Here is a 16,929-nt window from a genome sequence, read left to right as displayed (position 1 = left end):
ATAATAAGCCATTGTTAATGGCTCTCGTCAATTTTACTTTGTGTTTTTTACAGATGAGCAACTTATTAAAAAGTCCGTGGGGCTTAAGTCAGAAAAATGACAACCGGCCTTTATTTCGCGGCGAATTACACGTCATTTTTTCGGCTGAGTCAAACATTTGGCGGTAAATAACCCCCCCAAAGCCATTACGAAGGGAAATAAAAAACCGGCAGAAAATTCCGCCGGTTCGTAGATTTTTCAAACGTCGGAAGGTCAGGCTTTTGACCAGTAACGGCGTTTTGCTACCTGGAGTTTTTCGTAAGCGCCCAGCAGAGCCTGATGAGCAGGCAATGCTTTGAGGTCGGCATCTACTGCAAACAGACCGTGGAAACGCTCTTCGCCGCTGATGGCTGCTGAAGCATCATCAACCGCTTTCTGACCGTACATTTTCACGAATGCCGTGTAGTACTGAGCCGGATCACGATCTTCTTCCAGGGATAGCTGAAGAAGTGTTTGCAGACAACGGTAATAGTTGTTGCGCTCATCGCTGTAAACCGATGCATTGAATTCATGCGCCCATTCAGCCCATGTCAGCGCCTGATCCAAATCGCCGCCTGCCAGTGCCAGCATAGATTTCAGCTCGCCTACGCGCAGGGTGTACCAGCCGTTGTCTTTGCCGCTGGCAATGCCCAGAAGCTCGCGAACGCGGGTAAAGTCATCAAGACCTTCATCATCAAGCTGTGTGATCATTTCCAAATAAGCTTCTTTTGGCAGATCGCTGTCTGGCAGAGCCAGCAACTGATCGCGCAAATGAGCGCCCATGCTGTTGTTGGCCAGCAGCAAATCTTCAGCCGGATAAATATCAGACATGCCCGGAACGATAATGCGGCAAGCGTATACGTCAAGATGCTCGTAATCCGCGATATAAACTTCAGCGTCCTCTTTATCAAAGATTGCCATCAGCGTGGCGAACTCTTCTTCTGTCTTGCCGCTGAAGTTCCAGTCTGCAAACGGATAGTCGGCATCCTGCTTAAACATATCCCAGGAAATAAGACCGCTGGAATCGATGAAGTGAGTTTCCAGATTGGCATGTTCAGCCACTTCTTCGTCATCGAAGGTCGGGGCGGTGAAGACGTCCAGATCTTTCAGGCTGCGGCCCTGCAGTAATTCAGTGACCGTACGCTCCAGTGCAACACCGAAGTCCGGGTGTGCGCCGAAGGAAGCGAAACAAGTCCCGTTGGACGGGTTGAACAGCACTACGCAAATGACCGGATAGTCGCCGCCCAAAGAGGCATCGTAAGACAGGATTGGGAAACCTTCTTCTTCGAGTTTGGCGATGGCTTCAACCACGCCCGGATAGCGCGCTAGCACGTCAGCAGGGATCTCTGGCAGGCTGATAGATTCCGCGATGATACGGTTTTTGACATAACGCTCGAAGACTTCAGACAGACCCTGAACGCGGGCTTCATTCGCGGTATTCCCTGCAGACATGCCGTTAGACACATACAGGTTACCGATGATGTTCATCGGAATATATACGGTTTCCAGGTCAGACTGACGGGTGAACGGCAATGCGCAAATCCCGCGATCCGGGTTGCCGGATTGCAGATCAATCAGATCGCTGGCGACCAGTTCTTTATCTGCATCGTAAAATGCGTGCAGACGCTCATCCAGAATACCTTCAGGCAGAAGGTTATCTTCCGGTAGCGGGAACCATTTCTCGTTTGGATAATGCACGAAGTCGCTGTTGGCAATTTCTTTGCCCAGATAGAAATCGGCGAAGAAATAGTTGGTCGACAGACGCTCAAAATACTCACCCAAAGCAGAAGCCAGAGCGGCTTTTTTGCTGGCGCCTTTACCGTTGGTGAAGCACAGCGGGCAGTCGCGGTCGCGAATGTGCACTGACCAGACGTGGGGAACCGGATTCAGCCAGGAAGCTTCTTCGATATTAAAGCCGAGATCGGTGAGTTTTTGTTGGAAGCGGGAAATGGAGTCTTCCAGCGCCGCGTCTTTACCAGGAATAAAAGTTTGCGTCATTGAGTTCACTTTTGAGCGTGCTAAAAACGCGCAATGATACGGGGTTTTGCGTATTAGCTCCATGTATTCGTGTTAAGAATGTAATCGCTGTGTGAAGTCAAAGGGTTGAGTTTGAACGCGTTGTAATAGCACCTCCCATTTGTCTGTTCATACACACATTATTCCGCAAAATCAGCGTTAAAAGGAGGAATGAACCTTGTGACGCAGATCTCAACGCGCTTTATCAGGTCATGAGGAATAACCGTTACAGATGGCTTGTTTCGAATGATAAAACCGGTAAATTAATGGTAACTATGTGGCTGTCTCAGAGAAGTGGTGAGGGGAAATGACTCAGGTTTATAATTTTAGTGCAGGTCCGGCAATGATCCCGGCTGAAGTGTTGCGTCGTGCGGAACAGGAACTTTGTAACTGGCACGGGCTGGGTACCTCGGTGATGGAAATCAGTCACCGCAGTAAGGAATTTATCCAGGTTGCTGAAGAATCCGAAAAGGATATCCGTGATCTGCTCAATATTCCCCGGAACTATAAAGTACTGTTCTGCCACGGTGGCGCACGTGCGCAATTCGCCGCAGTTCCAATGAACCTGCTGGGCGATAAAGCGTCTGCTGATTATATCGATGGCGGTTACTGGGCTCACAGCGCCGTTAAAGAAGCACAAAAATATTGCTCGCCGAATGTCATTGATGTCACCACCACGATTGACGGCAAACGTGGCATCCTTCCAATGAACGAGTGGAAGCTGAGTGCGGATTCTGCTTACGTTCATTACTGCCCGAACGAAACCATTGACGGTATTGCTATCGATGAAATGCCTGATTTCGGGAATAAAATCGTAGTGGCCGATTACTCATCCTGTATCCTTTCGCGCCCGATTGATGTCAGCCGCTTTGGCGTAATTTATGCCGGCGCGCAGAAAAATATCGGTCCGGCTGGCCTGACGCTGGTTATTGTACGCGAAGATTTATTAGGTAAAGCGCGCACTGAGCTGCCATCTATCCTTGATTACACCGTACTGGCCGAGAACGATTCCATGTTCAATACCCCGCCAACGTTCGCCTGGTACCTGTCAGGTATGGTCTTCAAATGGCTGAAAGAACAGGGCGGTCTGCGTGAAATGGAAAAACGCAATCAGGCCAAAGCTGAACTACTGTACGGTTCCATCGATCGCACAGGTTTCTATCGTAACCCGGTTGCTGCAGCGAACCGTTCGTGGATGAACGTTCCGTTCCAGATGGCCGACGCGTCACTGGATAAACTGTTCCTGGATCAGGCGCAGGACGCCGGTCTGCATGCGCTGAAAGGCCACCGTGTAGCCGGTGGGATGCGCGCATCCATTTATAATGCAATGCCGATTGAAGGTGTCAAAGCGCTGACCGACTTTATGGCGGAATTTGAAAAACGCCATGGTTAAGCGCGCTGGCTTTCGGGCCAGTGCAATGCTTTTGTTAGAAGCCTTAAAAATGACCCCGGCTCGCTGTCCGGGGTCATTTTATGAAATGAAGAATTGGAGAAAGAGTGGAATCCCTGACATTACAACCTGTTGCGCTGGTTAACGGCAGCATCAATCTACCCGGCTCAAAAAGCGTTTCTAACCGTGCGCTTTTACTGGCTGCTTTTGCACAGGGCACTACCCGCCTGACTAACCTGCTCGACAGCGATGACGTGCGTCATATGTTGAATGCACTGACACAACTGGGCGTTACGCACCGTTTATCAGCAGATCGTACCGAATGTGAGATTGATGGTCTGGGCAACGCTTTTTCTGATGCTAAAGGTCTGGAACTGTTTCTGGGGAATGCGGGCACGGCGATGCGTCCGCTGGCGGCTGCATTATGCCTGGGTGAGCAGGATGTCGTGCTGACTGGCGAACCGCGTATGAAAGAGCGTCCGATCGGCCACCTGGTGGATGCACTTCGCCAGGGCGGCGCACAGATTGATTATCTGGAGCAGGAAAATTATCCTCCGCTGCGTCTTCGCGGTGGTTTTAGTGGCGGTGACGTCAGCGTGGATGGCAGCGTTTCCAGCCAGTTTCTGACGGCGCTGTTAATGACAGCTCCGCTGGCAGACAACGACACGACGATTCAGATTAAAGGCGATCTGGTTTCCAAACCTTATATCGACATCACCCTGAACCTGATGAAAACTTTTGGTATTGAAGTTGAAAATAACCAATATCAACAGTTCCATATCAAAGGGAAACAGCAATACGTTTCACCGGGCGCTTATCTGGTGGAAGGTGATGCGTCATCTGCTTCCTATTTCCTCGCGGCAGCAGCCATCAAAGGCGGCACTGTGCGTGTGACCGGCATCGGTAAAAACAGCATGCAGGGCGATATTCGTTTTGCTGATGTGCTGGAAAAAATGGGTGCAACTATTCACTGGGCTGATGACTATATTGAATGCACACGTGGCGAGCTGAAAGGCATAGACATGGACATGAACCATATCCCTGATGCGGCGATGACAATCGCTACCACTGCATTATTTGCCGAAGGTCCGACGACGCTGCGTAATATTTATAACTGGCGTGTCAAAGAAACCGATCGTCTGGCGGCGATGGCGACAGAATTGCGTAAAGTGGGCGCAACGGTGGAAGAGGGTGAAGATTATATTCGCGTTGAACCGCCGAAGGCCCTGAAATTTGCTGAGATCGGAACCTATAATGATCACCGCATGGCGATGTGTTTCTCCCTGGTGGCGTTATCGGACACCCCGGTCACTATCCTTGACCCGAAATGCACGGCGAAAACCTTCCCGGACTATTTTGATCAACTGGCTGCGATCAGCACTCTGGCTTAAACTCTTCCGGTATGTGTGAAGACGGCGGACATCTTTGATGTCCGCTTTTTGCTTTAAAGGTGTCAGAAACGTCCGCTTTTTAGGCAACTGAAAAATGCGGGGTAACAGTTGCCACAAAGGCAGCGTATAATGCCGCTCCTGAATTAGTCGTCTTAGGCTAATGAAGCGGGTATTCCCCACCGAAAGGAGACAAAAATGACGGCTTTAGCCCCGGTAATCACCGTTGATGGGCCAAGTGGTGCAGGTAAAGGTACTTTGTGTAAAGCTTTGGCCGAAGCCTTTAACTGGCACTTACTGGATTCCGGTGCCATTTACCGCGTTTTAGCGCTGGCGGCTTTACATCACCAGGTTGATATTGTCTCAGAAGAGGCGTTAGTTCCGCTGGCCGCACATCTCGACGTTCGTTTTGTCGCTCAGGATGGGCAGTTACAAGTGATTTTAGAAGGTGAGGATGTCACCAACGAAATCCGCACCGAGACGGTCGGGAATACGGCCTCCCAGGCTGCGGCTTTCCCGCGTGTTCGTGAAGCATTGTTGCGTCGTCAGCGTGCGTTCCGTGAAACGCCGGGCCTGATTGCTGACGGTCGTGATATGGGCACCGTGGTTTTCCCTGACGCGCCTGTGAAGATCTTCCTGGACGCGAGTTCAGAGGAACGTGCAAACAGAAGAATGCTACAGTTGCAGGAAAAAGGCTTTAGTGTTAACTTTGAACGGCTTTTAGCCGAGATCAAAGAACGCGATGATCGTGATCGTAACAGATCTATTGCGCCTTTAGTGGCTGCTCCTGATGCGTTATTGCTGGATTCAACCAGTATGTCCATCGACGAAGTCATCGAAAAAGCGCTGGCTTATGCCACAGAAATTCTAGGATTGCCGCAAAAACAAACCCGGTAATCGAGCCATAATCTGGTGCTGAAGAACATTCAGTGCCAGTTTTGGCTATAGTTTTTTTTAACCTCGCCGCAAGGATCTGTAGCGGGGCATTTGAAACAACCCCATCCAGCAGGAAGCCAGATGGACGTTAAACTTAAGAACCTAAAGATTATCAACATGACTGAATCTTTTGCTCAACTCTTTGAAGAATCCTTAAAAACAATCGAAACCCGTCCTGGTTCCATCGTTCGTGGTGTTGTTGTGTCTATCGACAAAGATATCGTACTGGTTGACGCCGGTCTGAAATCCGAGTCTGCAATCCCGGCAGAACAATTCAAAAACGCACAGGGCGAACTGGAAATCCAGGTTGGCGACGAAGTTGATGTTGCGCTGGACGCTGTTGAAGACGGCTTCGGTGAAACTCTGCTGTCCCGTGAAAAAGCTAAACGTCATGAAGCTTGGATCACGCTGGAAAAAGCTTACGAAGAATCTGCAACTGTTACCGGTGTTATCAACGGTAAAGTTAAAGGCGGTTTCACTGTTGAGCTGAACGGTATCCGTGCGTTCCTGCCAGGTTCACTGGTAGACGTTCGTCCTGTTCGCGACACGCTGCATCTCGAAGGCAAAGATCTTGAGTTCAAAGTCATCAAACTGGACCAGAAACGCAACAACGTTGTTGTTTCCCGTCGTGCAGTAATTGAGTCTGAGAACAGCGCAGAGCGCGATCAGCTGCTGGAAAACCTGCAGGAAGGCATGGAAGTTAAAGGTATCGTTAAGAACCTCACTGACTACGGTGCATTCGTTGATCTGGGCGGCGTTGACGGCCTGCTGCACATCACTGACATGGCTTGGAAACGCGTTAAGCACCCAAGCGAAATCGTTAATGTCGGCGATGAAATCACTGTTAAAGTCCTTAAATTCGACCGCGAGCGTACCCGTGTGTCACTGGGTCTGAAACAACTGGGCGAAGATCCATGGGTCGCTATCGCTAAACGTTACCCAGAAGGTACTAAACTGACGGGTCGCGTTACTAACCTGACTGATTACGGCTGCTTCGTAGAAATCGAAGAAGGCGTTGAAGGTCTGGTTCACGTTTCTGAAATGGACTGGACTAACAAAAACATCCACCCATCTAAAGTTGTTAACGTGGGCGATGTTGTTGAAGTTATGGTTCTGGATATCGACGAAGAACGTCGTCGTATCTCCCTGGGCCTGAAACAATGCAAAAACAACCCATGGCAGCAATTCGCAGAAACCCACAACAAGAACGACCGTGTTGAAGGTAAAATCAAGTCAATCACTGACTTCGGTATCTTCATTGGTCTGGACGGCGGCATCGACGGCCTGGTTCACCTGTCTGACATCTCCTGGAACGTTGCAGGCGAAGAAGCAGTACGTGAATACAAGAAAGGCGACGAAATCGCAGCTGTGGTCCTGCAAGTTGACGCAGAACGTGAGCGCATCTCCCTGGGCGTGAAACAACTGGCTGAAGATCCATTCAATAACTACCTGTCTGTTAACAAGAAAGGTACTATTGTTACTGGTAAAGTCACAGCAGTTGACGCTAAAGGTGCTACAGTTGAATTAGCTGGTGGCGTAGAAGGTTACCTGCGCGCTTCAGAAGCTTCTCGCGACCGTATTGAAGATGCAACTCTGGTTCTGAGCGTTGGTGATGAAGTTGAAGCTAAATTCACCGGTGTTGACCGTAAGAACCGTGTAGTAAGCCTGTCCGTCCGTGCTAAGGACGAAGCAGACGAGAAAGATGCAATCGCTGTTGTTAACAACAAACCAGCAGAAGAAAGCAACTTCTCTAACGCTATGGCTGAAGCATTCAAAGCGGCAAAAGGCGAGTAATGACGGGGGGCGGCTCTGTCGCCCCGAAACGGTAGTTTAGCTGCAAAGCTTGGAGGTACTATGACCAAGTCTGAACTTATTGAAAGACTTGCTGGCCAGCACTCTCATATCCCGGCGAAAGCTGTTGAGGATGCAGTGAAAGAGATGCTTGAGCATATGGCTGCAACCTTGGCTGATGGTGAACGCATCGAAATCCGTGGGTTTGGCAGTTTTTCTCTTCACTACCGTGCTCCGCGTGTGGGGCGTAACCCTAAAACGGGCGATAAAGTTGAGCTGGACGGTAAGTACGTTCCTCACTTTAAGCCAGGTAAAGAGTTGCGTGATCGCGCGAACATTTATGGCTAAGGTTTATTCCTGAAACATAAATGACTGCCTATAGCGAATGCAAAACGGTGCCTTTAAGGCGCCGTTTTTTTTTGCCATTTTCGACCTGAAGACTGTTTCCGTTTTCTCTAATCTGCTCATTATTTGCGTAATGCCTCGCATCGATTCCTTCTGATACTTGTCCCTTTTTCGCTCAAAAACCATACTCCAGTCCTGACGTTGACCTGAATTTCAGGCCGTTTAACGCTGAGGGTAAAAACATCAAAATCTCAATGGATGAGGTCGCAATTGCCATTATCACCGGCATGGCGCCGCTGATTTTTCTCGCCACAATTCCCACGACAGTTCAGCTTGTTGCCTTATTTCTGATGACTTGTCTGCTGTTCGTTCCTGAACGAAAACTAATCAGACTGATTGCCATCACATTACTGAGCTTCTGTTGGGCTGCTTATCAGGGGCAAATCCAGCTGCAACAGATTTCATCCCTTCAGGGCGTTAAACGTGAAGTGATTGCCGAGGTGAAAACGGTGAGTTTGGGAACGGAAGGGTCTTCCCGCTTCTTCAGGATAGAAAGAGAGGAGGGTAAACGCGTTTTTCCTCCCGTGTTATTCCGGGCTAAATGGGAAGGGGATACTACGCCTCTGTTGGCAGGGCAACGATGGAAAATACTTGTTAGCCTGCGTCCGGCACATAGCCTGCTCAATGAAGGTGGCTTTGATGCACAGCGCTGGGCGTTGTCGCAGCATGCGCCACTGACCGGCACAATCTACAGCGGGGAGCCTCTGGACACTGAGGCGGACTGGCGTCAGCAATTTATCCAACGCGTCATGCAGAAGATGCCAGAACTTATGAATGCGCCAGTGCTTATTGCATTGGCATTTGGGGAGAAAGGGTTGATTCAAAAACCAGAAATGTTGGTTTTACAGCGTACCGGGATTGCGCATCTGGTCGCCATTTCCGGTCTGCACATTGGGATTGCCGCATTGTTTGGTGGGTGTTTGGCGCGGATGTGTCAGTGGTTTATGCCTGTCAGATTAATCGATTATCGCTTTCCGCTGGTAGTCAGTGAGATTTTCCTGCTGGTTTACACGTGGCTTGCCGGTTGTAATGCGCCTGCTATGCGGACAGCGATGGCATTCTCATTATGGATCCTGCTGCGTTACTTTCGGGTTCGTTGTCATCCCTGGCAGGTCTGGTTATGGGGCGTAGCGCTTTTGCTAATAACTGATCCGATGAATTTATTGTCAGATAGTTTTTGGTTGTCGTGTTTTGCCGTCGCTTCTCTGGTTTTCTGGTTTCAATGGGTGCCTTTACCGGCGAAGTTTCAGCGGCACTGGTACTGGTGTGTCATTCGTTGGGGACATTTGCAGGCCGGAGTGACCCTGCTTTTATTGCCCCTGCAAACTGGCATTTTCCATGGGATCAATGTTGCCTCATTTCTGGCAAATATGTGGGCTGTACCAGTTGTATCACTACTCACAGTTCCCTGTGTTCTGGTCGTCCTTTTTCTGAACATCTTCCCGGCCGGGTTGCTGACGGGGATCCAAACCTTACTCTGGCAGGGTGCTGATTACACACTGAATCTGGCAATGTGGGGCGTAAGACCATTCATCGGTAATTGGTTTGCGCTGGGAGAAAACTTTCTGTTTGTCAGTTTGTTGGGATGGGTTGCTATAATTTTTTGCCGTATTGGGCACGTGAAACAATGGGTTTCAATACTGGTGTCGTTTTGCGCGGTATCCGTAGTCTGGTACGGACGGATCCCTGCTGAACGCTGGCGTGTTGATATGCTGGACGTCGGGCATGGTTTGTCGGTACTCATCAGCCGGAATGGGAAAGGTATTCTCTATGATACGGGGAATAAGTGGGAAGGTGGGTCAGCGGCTGAACAGAATATTTTACCGTTTTTGAATTGGCATAATATCGAGTTAGAACAGATAATTATCAGTCACAACGATATGGATCATCGTGGTGGCCTGCCATTTTTGCAATCGCGATATCCTCAGGCAAGTTTGCGGGAGAGTTCCATGTCAGAGGGGCATCTGGCGTGTGTGGCCGGAGAACACTGGCAATGGCAGGGGCTGAATTTTAACGTTTTATGGCCGGAGGCAAAAGTTGCTGATGCGCGAAATGATGACAGTTGCGTCATCCGCATTGATGATGGTTCATTCAGCCTTTTGCTGACAGGGGATATTGAAGCCGGTTCAGAAAGGGCCTTGATCAGGAAATCGAAGCAGAAATTGCACTCTACAGTGCTTCAGGTTCCTCATCACGGGAGTAATACGTCGTCTTCACCGCCTTTTTTGCGGGCTGTTTCGCCGGAATCGGCGCTGACATCGGCAGCACGTTTCAATAAATGGCATCTTCCCGCGCATAAAGTTGTTAGCAGATACAACAAAGCCCGCTATGACTGGCACTCCACTTCGGATTACGGTCAACTAAGCCTGTTCATTTATGGTGATTATTGGGCAATTAAAGGCTTACGGAAGCAATTAAACCCACGTTGGTACCACCGCCGGTTTGGAGTATCAGTAGATAATGAGTAGAATAGGCCGCTATTTCTTTCGATGCTGGTTGATATTGCATGATGAACGATAAAGATCTCTCCACGTGGCAGACATTCCGTCGCCTATGGCCGATGATCACACCTTTTAAAGCCGGGCTGGTTGCTGCGGCTATTGCGCTGGTCGCCAACGCCGCCAGTGATACCTTCATGCTGTCTTTGCTGAAACCGCTTTTAGATGACGGATTCGGAAAAGCAGACCGCTCAATTTTACTCTGGATGCCACTTGTCGTAATTGGTCTGATGATTGTTCGTGGCGTGAGCGGGTACATTTCGAGCTACTGCATCTCCTGGGTATCGGGCAAAGTGGTTATGCATATGCGCCGCCGCCTGTTTGGTCACATGATGAGAATGCCGGTCGCATTCTTTGACCAGCAATCCACCGGTACCTTGCTTTCCCGTATTACCTATGACTCTGAGCAGGTGGCTTCATCGTCTTCCAGCGCTCTTGTCACCGTCGTGCGTGAAGGGGCTTCAATCATTGGCCTGTTTATCATGATGTTTTACTACAGCTGGCAGCTTTCAGTGATCTTGCTGGTCATAGCACCGATCGTTTCGGTTGTTATCCGCGTGGTGTCTAAACGTTTCCGTAACATCAGTAAATCGATGCAAAACACGATGGGACAAGTGACGACCAGCGCAGAGCAGATGCTGAAAGGGCACAAAGAAGTTCTGATCTTTGGTGGCCAGAAAGTTGAAACTGAGCGTTTTGATAAAGTCAGTAACCGTATGCGTCAGCAAGGTATGCGTATGGTTTCTGCTTCATCGATTTCTGACCCGATTATTCAGCTGATCGCCTCTCTGGCACTGGCTTTCGTGCTGTATGCGGCAAGCTTCCCGTCTGTGATGGAAACACTCAGTGCCGGTACGATCACCGTGGTCTTCTCCTCGATGATTGCGCTGATGCGCCCGCTGAAGTCCCTGACGAACGTCAACTCCCAATTCCAGCGCGGTATGGCAGCTTGCCAGACGCTGTTCTCTATTCTGGACATGGAGCAGGAAAAAGACGAAGGCAAGCTGGAAGTTAAACGCGTTAAAGGGGAAGTTGAATTCAAGAATGTCACCTTCACCTATCCTGGTCGCGATGCTCCTGCGCTGCGCGATATTTCTTTCGCTCTTCCGGAAGGGAAAACTGTTGCGCTGGTGGGGCGTTCCGGGTCCGGTAAATCGACTATTGCCAACCTGCTGACACGTTTCTATGACATCCAGGAAGGTAAAATCCTGATGGACGGTCATGACCTGCGTGAATATACCTTGTCATCACTGCGCGATCAGGTTGCACTTGTATCGCAGAACGTTCATTTATTCAACGATACGATTGCCAACAACATTGCGTATGCCCGTACTGATCTTTATTCCCGTGAAGAAATCGAAAAAGCCGCAACAATGGCTTATGCGATGGATTTCATCGGTAAGATGGATAAAGGTCTGGACACGGTTATTGGCGAGAATGGTGTCCTGCTTTCTGGTGGCCAACGCCAGCGCATCGCGATTGCGCGTGCGTTGCTGCGCGACTCGCCGATTCTGATCCTTGATGAAGCGACTTCTGCGCTGGATACCGAGTCAGAACGTGCAATTCAGGCCGCACTGGATGAACTGCAAAAAAACCGTACCTCTTTGGTGATTGCGCACCGCCTATCGACCATCGAAAAAGCCGATGAGATTCTGGTGATTGAAGATGGTTGTATTGTGGAACGTGGCTCACACACCGCATTGCTGGAAGAACGCGGTGTTTATTCGCAGCTCTACCGGATGCAGTTTGGCCAATGATTGAGCGTATCTGGTCAGGTAAATCACCGCTCTATCTGTTGCTGTTGCCTTTGTCCTGGCTGTACGGGTTAATCTCGAATTTAATCCGTTACAGCTATAAATCAGGGCTTAAAAAAAGCTGGCGGGCGCCTGTGCCCGTCGTGGTAGTGGGGAACCTCACTGCCGGGGGCAATGGTAAAACGCCGGTGGTTATCTGGCTGGTCGAAACGCTACAGCAGCATGGTTTCCGCGTGGGCGTAGTTTCACGCGGTTACGGCGGTAAGGCTGAAAGCTATCCGCTGGTATTAGCAGCAGATACAAAGGCTGCTCAGGCGGGTGATGAGCCCGTATTGATCTTCCAGAGAACCGGAGCGCCTGTTGCGGTGTCCCCGGTTCGTTCTGATGCCGTTAAAGCACTGCTGGCCGCGCATGAGCTGGACGTCATTATCACGGATGATGGCCTTCAACATTACGCGCTTCAGCGTGATGTTGAAGTTGTGGTGGTTGACGGCGTCCGGCGCTTTGGCAACGGCCACTGGTTGCCTGCCGGACCGATGCGCGAACGTCAGGCGCGTCTGCGTTCTGTTGATGCGGTGATTACCAACGGTGGCACCGCGCTTGCCGGTGAGCTGTCTATGGTTTTACAGCCAGGCAAAGCCGTGAATCTGGTGACGGGTGAACAGCGCGATGCAGCGATGCTGAAGAATGTGGTGGCGATGGCCGGTATTGGTCATCCACCGCGCTTTTTTGCGACACTCAAACAGCTGGGGGTAGATTTGCAAAAGGAAATCGCTTTCGCTGATCATCAGGCGTACTCCCCTGAACAGATTTCCGCTACGGTACAACCCGGTCAGCAGCTTCTGATGACGGAAAAAGATGCCGTAAAATGCCGCTCTTTTGCTCAGCCGGACTGGTGGTATTTGCCCGTCGAAGCAAAAATTCAGGGTTTACAGGCAGAGAAATTATTGCAAAAAATAGCTGATCTTATTTTGAAAACCCATCTTTAAGCGGGTTGTATCTTCGAAATCCACTTCAGATATTCGAAATTTACGTAAATTTATAATTTCAATACGACTGATTTTAATGACTTATTTGCGTAAATATTAATTACCCTTAAAATTATTGCGTATCGTGACTTGCTATTGTTTGCAGGTTATGAGTAAATGCGTGCAGCCTGTGTTACAGCGCTATTTATGTATGAGTGTAGAGTAAAGCAGTTCCTCCCAGACGTTATCTCTTTCCCGATGATTCCGCTTCCAAGACGAACCTTCTAAGTCCCTCCCATAAGTAATTGTCTGAACTATTGGCCAACATTGCCGAATGGCAGGATCTTATTGAGTAAAAGTTAAAGGGTTTTAAATATGTCTAAGAAAATGGGTCAGGTTAAGTGGTTCAATGAAAGCAAAGGTTTTGGTTTTATTGAGCAAGCTGATGGCGGCAAAGATGTCTTTGTACATTTCTCCGCAATCGCAACGGATGGTTTCAAAACTCTGGCTGAAGGCCAGCGTGTAGAATACACCATTCAGGACAGCCCGCGTGGTCCGGCTGCTGCTAACGTTATCGCTCTGTAATCAGAGAATAATGTGATGATATGAAACAACTCGAATTGTCTTTCATATCAGCAGAGTAAAACCCGCCCAACGGCGGGTTTTTAGTGCCCGAAAAGAAATGAGCTTTAAAGAAGTTCGCAGTAAAAATAATCGTTAAACAAATTCGCTCATTAGAGGTTTTTTATAAAAAAAATAACTTAGATATGGGCAAACGCATCCGAACAATAATAAAAAAGTGTGTTCATGGATGCCCAAAAGAAAGGATAGAAATTATGATGTTAAAAATGGGTTTAGTTAAATGGTACAACCAGGCTAAAGGCTACGGTTTTATTTGCCCTCTGGATGGTTCTTCTGAGATTTATGTTCAGCGTACCTCCATTGCCAATACCGGTAATAAATCACTGAGTGCCGGTCAGCGTGTAGAGTTCACCACTTACCGCAGCGTAGCACATGGCCCTTCAGCGGCTGATGTTATTGCGTTCTAAGTCTGGTTTTTGTAATGCGCCGTTGAGCTGAATTTTACGCTCCGGCAAAAATATGTTATCGGTATCCACAGTTTATCGCTGCCACGGATACCGATATGTCTCACCCGGTTATATCTCTCAGTTCGGCCCGCACCCTGCATTTATCTGCACAAAATCTTCTTAAACCTCTGACCCGAAAACCGTCTGCCGGTGATGTTGTCGATTCCATTCAGAATATGGGATTGCTGCAAATCGATACGATCAGCGTGGTTGCCAGAAGCCCTTACCTCGTATTGTTTAGCCGCCTCGGAAATTATTCCCCACAATGGCTGGAAGATGCGTTATCTGAGGGGAAAATTTTTGAATACTGGGCGCACGAAGCCTGTTTTATCCCTCGCGAGGATTACGGGTTATTGCGGCACAAGATGCTGAACCCGCAGGGCATGGGATGGAAATTTTCTCAAGACTGGTTTGATGAACATCAGGCTGATATTCAAGCTCTGCTGAGCCATATTGCAGAAAAAGGTCCGGTTCGTTCTGCGGATTTCAGTGCGGAGAAAAAATCAAACAGCGGCTGGTGGGACTGGAAACCGCATAAAAAACATCTGGAAACGCTGTTTACTTCCGGAAAGCTGATGGTGTCCGAGCGACGTAATTTTCACCGCGTGTACGATCTTGCAGAGCGCGTCATGCCCGGCTGGGATGATGCGGCGCAGGCACTTAGCCAGGAAGCGGCGGAATATCAAATGATGTGTCGTTCGGCGCAGTATCTGGGGATATTCAAAGCGGAATGGCTGGCAGATTATTATCGGCTTAAACGTGTTGATACCCGGAAAGTGATTGAAACACTCCTGGAAAATGGAGAAGTTACGCCTGTTGAAGTCAGCGGGCTGGAGGGAAAATATTATGTCCACCAGCAACAATTTCCCCTGTTGCAAAAAGCGCGTGAGTCACGAATCAGCTCAACGGTGACAACACTGCTTTCACCGTTCGATCCGGTTGTGTGGGATCGCAAGCGCGCCTCGACTCTTTTTAATTTTGATTACCGGATTGAATGCTATACGCCGGAGGCAAAGCGTCAGTACGGGTATTTCACGTTACCGATCCTTCAGCGCGGCGAGTTAGTCGGGCGCATAGATGCCAAAATGCACCGCAAGGAAAAGGTTCTGGAGGTGAAAAGTCTTCACCTCGAGCCTGAAGTCACGATGACATCCCGGCGTGCGCAGGATATTCACGGCGCGATTACGCGCTTTGCTGCATGGCAGGGAGCAGAAGACGTATTGTTTTCGAAAGGGCCGGAAGCGTTAACAGTGTTATGGAATACGGGTTGGCGGGTCTGATCCAGAAAGTAAAACGGCTGCATCAGGCAGCCGTTTATTCACGATGATTGCAGGTGTTACTCAGTATTAGTTGCTGAAGTTAGCGAACATTGCGATGATTTTGTTAATGGTTTTCATTTTGTGCTCATATCTGAAGTTTATAGTGTGATGTGCATCACAAAAAAAATTGTACTCCCACGTAATCTGCAACGCAATCCTTCATGAGTGATATTTTTTAATCACATTAATTTAACTTTCTGGAGGCGTAACAGAAGGTGACGTGAGGATTAACGCAGAGGGGGCGTTATGCTATTCTCTGGAGCCGTTGTATTGTGTTTTCCAATGCATTTTTGCGTGACGCCCTGCTGAAAAGCGGTGTATTCGCCTCCGGGAGGAATTAATGGACCATCGTTTACTTGAAATCGTTGCGTGCCCTGTGTGTAACGGGAAACTGTACTTCAATAAAGAAGCACAGGAATTAGTGTGTAAAGCCGACAGTCTGGCTTATCCGGTTCGGGACGGCATCCCAGTATTATTAGAAAACGAAGCCCGCCCGCTTTCTGTTGATGAGACACATCCATGAGTTTTATTGCAATTATCCCGGCCCGTTTTGGGTCCAGCCGCCTGCCCGGTAAGCCTTTGGCCGATATTAACGGTAAACCGATGGTTGTGCACGTCATGGAACGTGCGCTGGAATCCGGTGCGAAACGCGTGATTGTAGCGACCGACCATCCGGAAGTTGTGGCCGCAGTGAAAGCTGCAGGTGGTGAAGTCTGCCTGACCAGCCCTGATCATCAGTCTGGTACCGAACGTCTGGCAGAAGTTATCCAAATTTGTCAGTTTGCAGATGATGAAATCATCGTTAATGTGCAGGGCGATGAGCCGCTGATCCCGCCGGTGATTGTCCGTCAGGTCGCTGAAAATCTGGCTAACAGCGTTGCGGGTATGGCAACGCTGGCAGTACCGATTGAATCTGCTGAAGAAGCCTTCAACCCGAATGCAGTAAAAGTGGTTCGCGATGCTAACGGTTACGCCATGTATTTCTCCCGCGCGGCCATCCCGTGGGAACGTGAGCGTTTCGCTGTTTCTAAAGACACGATTGGCGACGTCTTCCTGCGCCATATCGGTATTTATGCCTATCGCGCCGGTTTTATCCGTCAGTACGTTCAGTGGGAACCGAGCAAACTGGAGCACATTGAGTTGCTCGAACAACTCCGGGTGCTGTGGTATGGTGAAAAAATCCACGTTGATGTCGCGAAAGCCATTCCTTCAGTAGGGGTTGATACTCCGGAAGATCTGGAACGCGTACGTAAGATCCTGGGCCACTCACATTCCTGAGCCACGGTTAGCGGACGGAATACGTCACATTCCGTCCATTCTTATCTGACGTTCCTTCCAGTTTCCGAGTTATCCTCTCT

Annotated in this window: 14 protein-coding genes; 13 read left to right on the top strand and 1 reads right to left on the bottom strand. The window is 49.3% G+C overall.

The genetic code is table 11. The features are described from left to right. Positions 1–252 precede the first annotated feature (252 nt). Entirely contained in the window at positions 253–2,016 is a 1,764-nt protein-coding gene (ycaO, locus tag J1782_RS10050; protein WP_165058099.1) for a 30S ribosomal protein S12 methylthiotransferase accessory factor YcaO, read from the bottom strand. A 325-nt stretch (positions 2,017–2,341) separates the two neighbouring features. Between ycaO and serC the strand changes: the two genes are divergently transcribed. The 13 genes from serC (at position 2,342) to kdsB (ending at position 16,849) form a co-directional block, all read left to right on the top strand. Further along, complete coding sequence (gene serC, locus J1782_RS10045; protein ID WP_152324164.1) at positions 2,342–3,427, top strand: 3-phosphoserine/phosphohydroxythreonine transaminase; 1,086 nt, start codon at positions 2,342–2,344, stop codon at positions 3,425–3,427. 104 nt (positions 3,428–3,531) lie between these two features. Next, complete coding sequence (gene aroA / locus J1782_RS10040; RefSeq protein WP_152324710.1) at positions 3,532–4,815, top strand: 3-phosphoshikimate 1-carboxyvinyltransferase; 1,284 nt, start codon at positions 3,532–3,534, stop codon at positions 4,813–4,815. A gap of 195 nt (positions 4,816–5,010) precedes the next feature. Further along, positions 5,011–5,709, top strand: coding sequence for a (d)CMP kinase (cmk, locus tag J1782_RS10035; RefSeq protein ID WP_152324163.1), 699 nt, complete (start codon positions 5,011–5,013; stop codon positions 5,707–5,709). Positions 5,710–5,865: 156 nt separating this feature from the next. Continuing rightward, entirely contained in the window at positions 5,866–7,542 is a 1,677-nt protein-coding gene (gene rpsA / locus J1782_RS10030; protein WP_101076455.1) for a 30S ribosomal protein S1, read from the top strand. Positions 7,543–7,602: 60 nt separating this feature from the next. Further along, positions 7,603–7,887 (top strand): integration host factor subunit beta, encoded by a 285-nt coding sequence (ihfB, locus tag J1782_RS10025; RefSeq protein WP_013574835.1) that lies wholly within the window; start codon positions 7,603–7,605, stop codon positions 7,885–7,887. Positions 7,888–8,138: 251 nt separating this feature from the next. Continuing rightward, positions 8,139–10,412: a DNA internalization-related competence protein ComEC/Rec2 gene (locus tag J1782_RS10020; protein WP_254303036.1), complete on the top strand. Its 2,274-nt coding sequence runs from the start codon at positions 8,139–8,141 to the stop codon at positions 10,410–10,412. 38 nt (positions 10,413–10,450) lie between these two features. Then, positions 10,451–12,199, top strand: a complete 1,749-nt coding sequence (msbA, locus tag J1782_RS10015; RefSeq protein WP_152324162.1) for a lipid A ABC transporter ATP-binding protein/permease MsbA — start codon at positions 10,451–10,453, stop codon at positions 12,197–12,199. Next, on the top strand, positions 12,196–13,185 hold the full coding sequence (gene lpxK / locus J1782_RS10010) for a tetraacyldisaccharide 4'-kinase (protein WP_217153069.1): 990 nt from the start codon (positions 12,196–12,198) through the stop codon (positions 13,183–13,185). The genes msbA and lpxK overlap by 4 nt, the downstream gene beginning before the upstream one ends. A gap of 354 nt (positions 13,186–13,539) precedes the next feature. Further along, positions 13,540–13,749, top strand: a complete 210-nt coding sequence (locus tag J1782_RS10005; protein ID WP_104921457.1) for a cold shock domain-containing protein — start codon at positions 13,540–13,542, stop codon at positions 13,747–13,749. Between the two features lie 251 nt (positions 13,750–14,000). Beyond that, positions 14,001–14,213, top strand: coding sequence for a cold-shock protein (locus J1782_RS10000; RefSeq protein ID WP_104921458.1), 213 nt, complete (start codon positions 14,001–14,003; stop codon positions 14,211–14,213). Positions 14,214–14,308: 95 nt separating this feature from the next. After that, positions 14,309–15,532 (top strand): winged helix-turn-helix domain-containing protein, encoded by a 1,224-nt coding sequence (locus J1782_RS09995; protein ID WP_165058092.1) that lies wholly within the window; start codon positions 14,309–14,311, stop codon positions 15,530–15,532. 379 nt (positions 15,533–15,911) lie between these two features. After that, positions 15,912–16,094, top strand: coding sequence for a Trm112 family protein (locus tag J1782_RS09990; RefSeq protein WP_104921460.1), 183 nt, complete (start codon positions 15,912–15,914; stop codon positions 16,092–16,094). Then, a complete protein-coding gene (gene kdsB, locus J1782_RS09985) occupies positions 16,091–16,849 on the top strand; it encodes a 3-deoxy-manno-octulosonate cytidylyltransferase (RefSeq protein ID WP_152324159.1) in 759 nt (252 codons plus the stop codon). Before J1782_RS09990 ends, kdsB begins: the two co-directional genes overlap by 4 nt. Positions 16,850–16,929: the final 80 nt, after the last annotated feature.

Origin of the sequence: Rahnella sp. BCC 1045 (assembly GCF_019049615.1) — a bacterium.
GTDB lineage: Bacteria > Pseudomonadota > Gammaproteobacteria > Enterobacterales > Enterobacteriaceae > Rahnella > Rahnella contaminans.
Note: the sequence above shows the minus strand (reverse complement) of the source record. Positions and strands in the feature narration are given on the sequence as shown.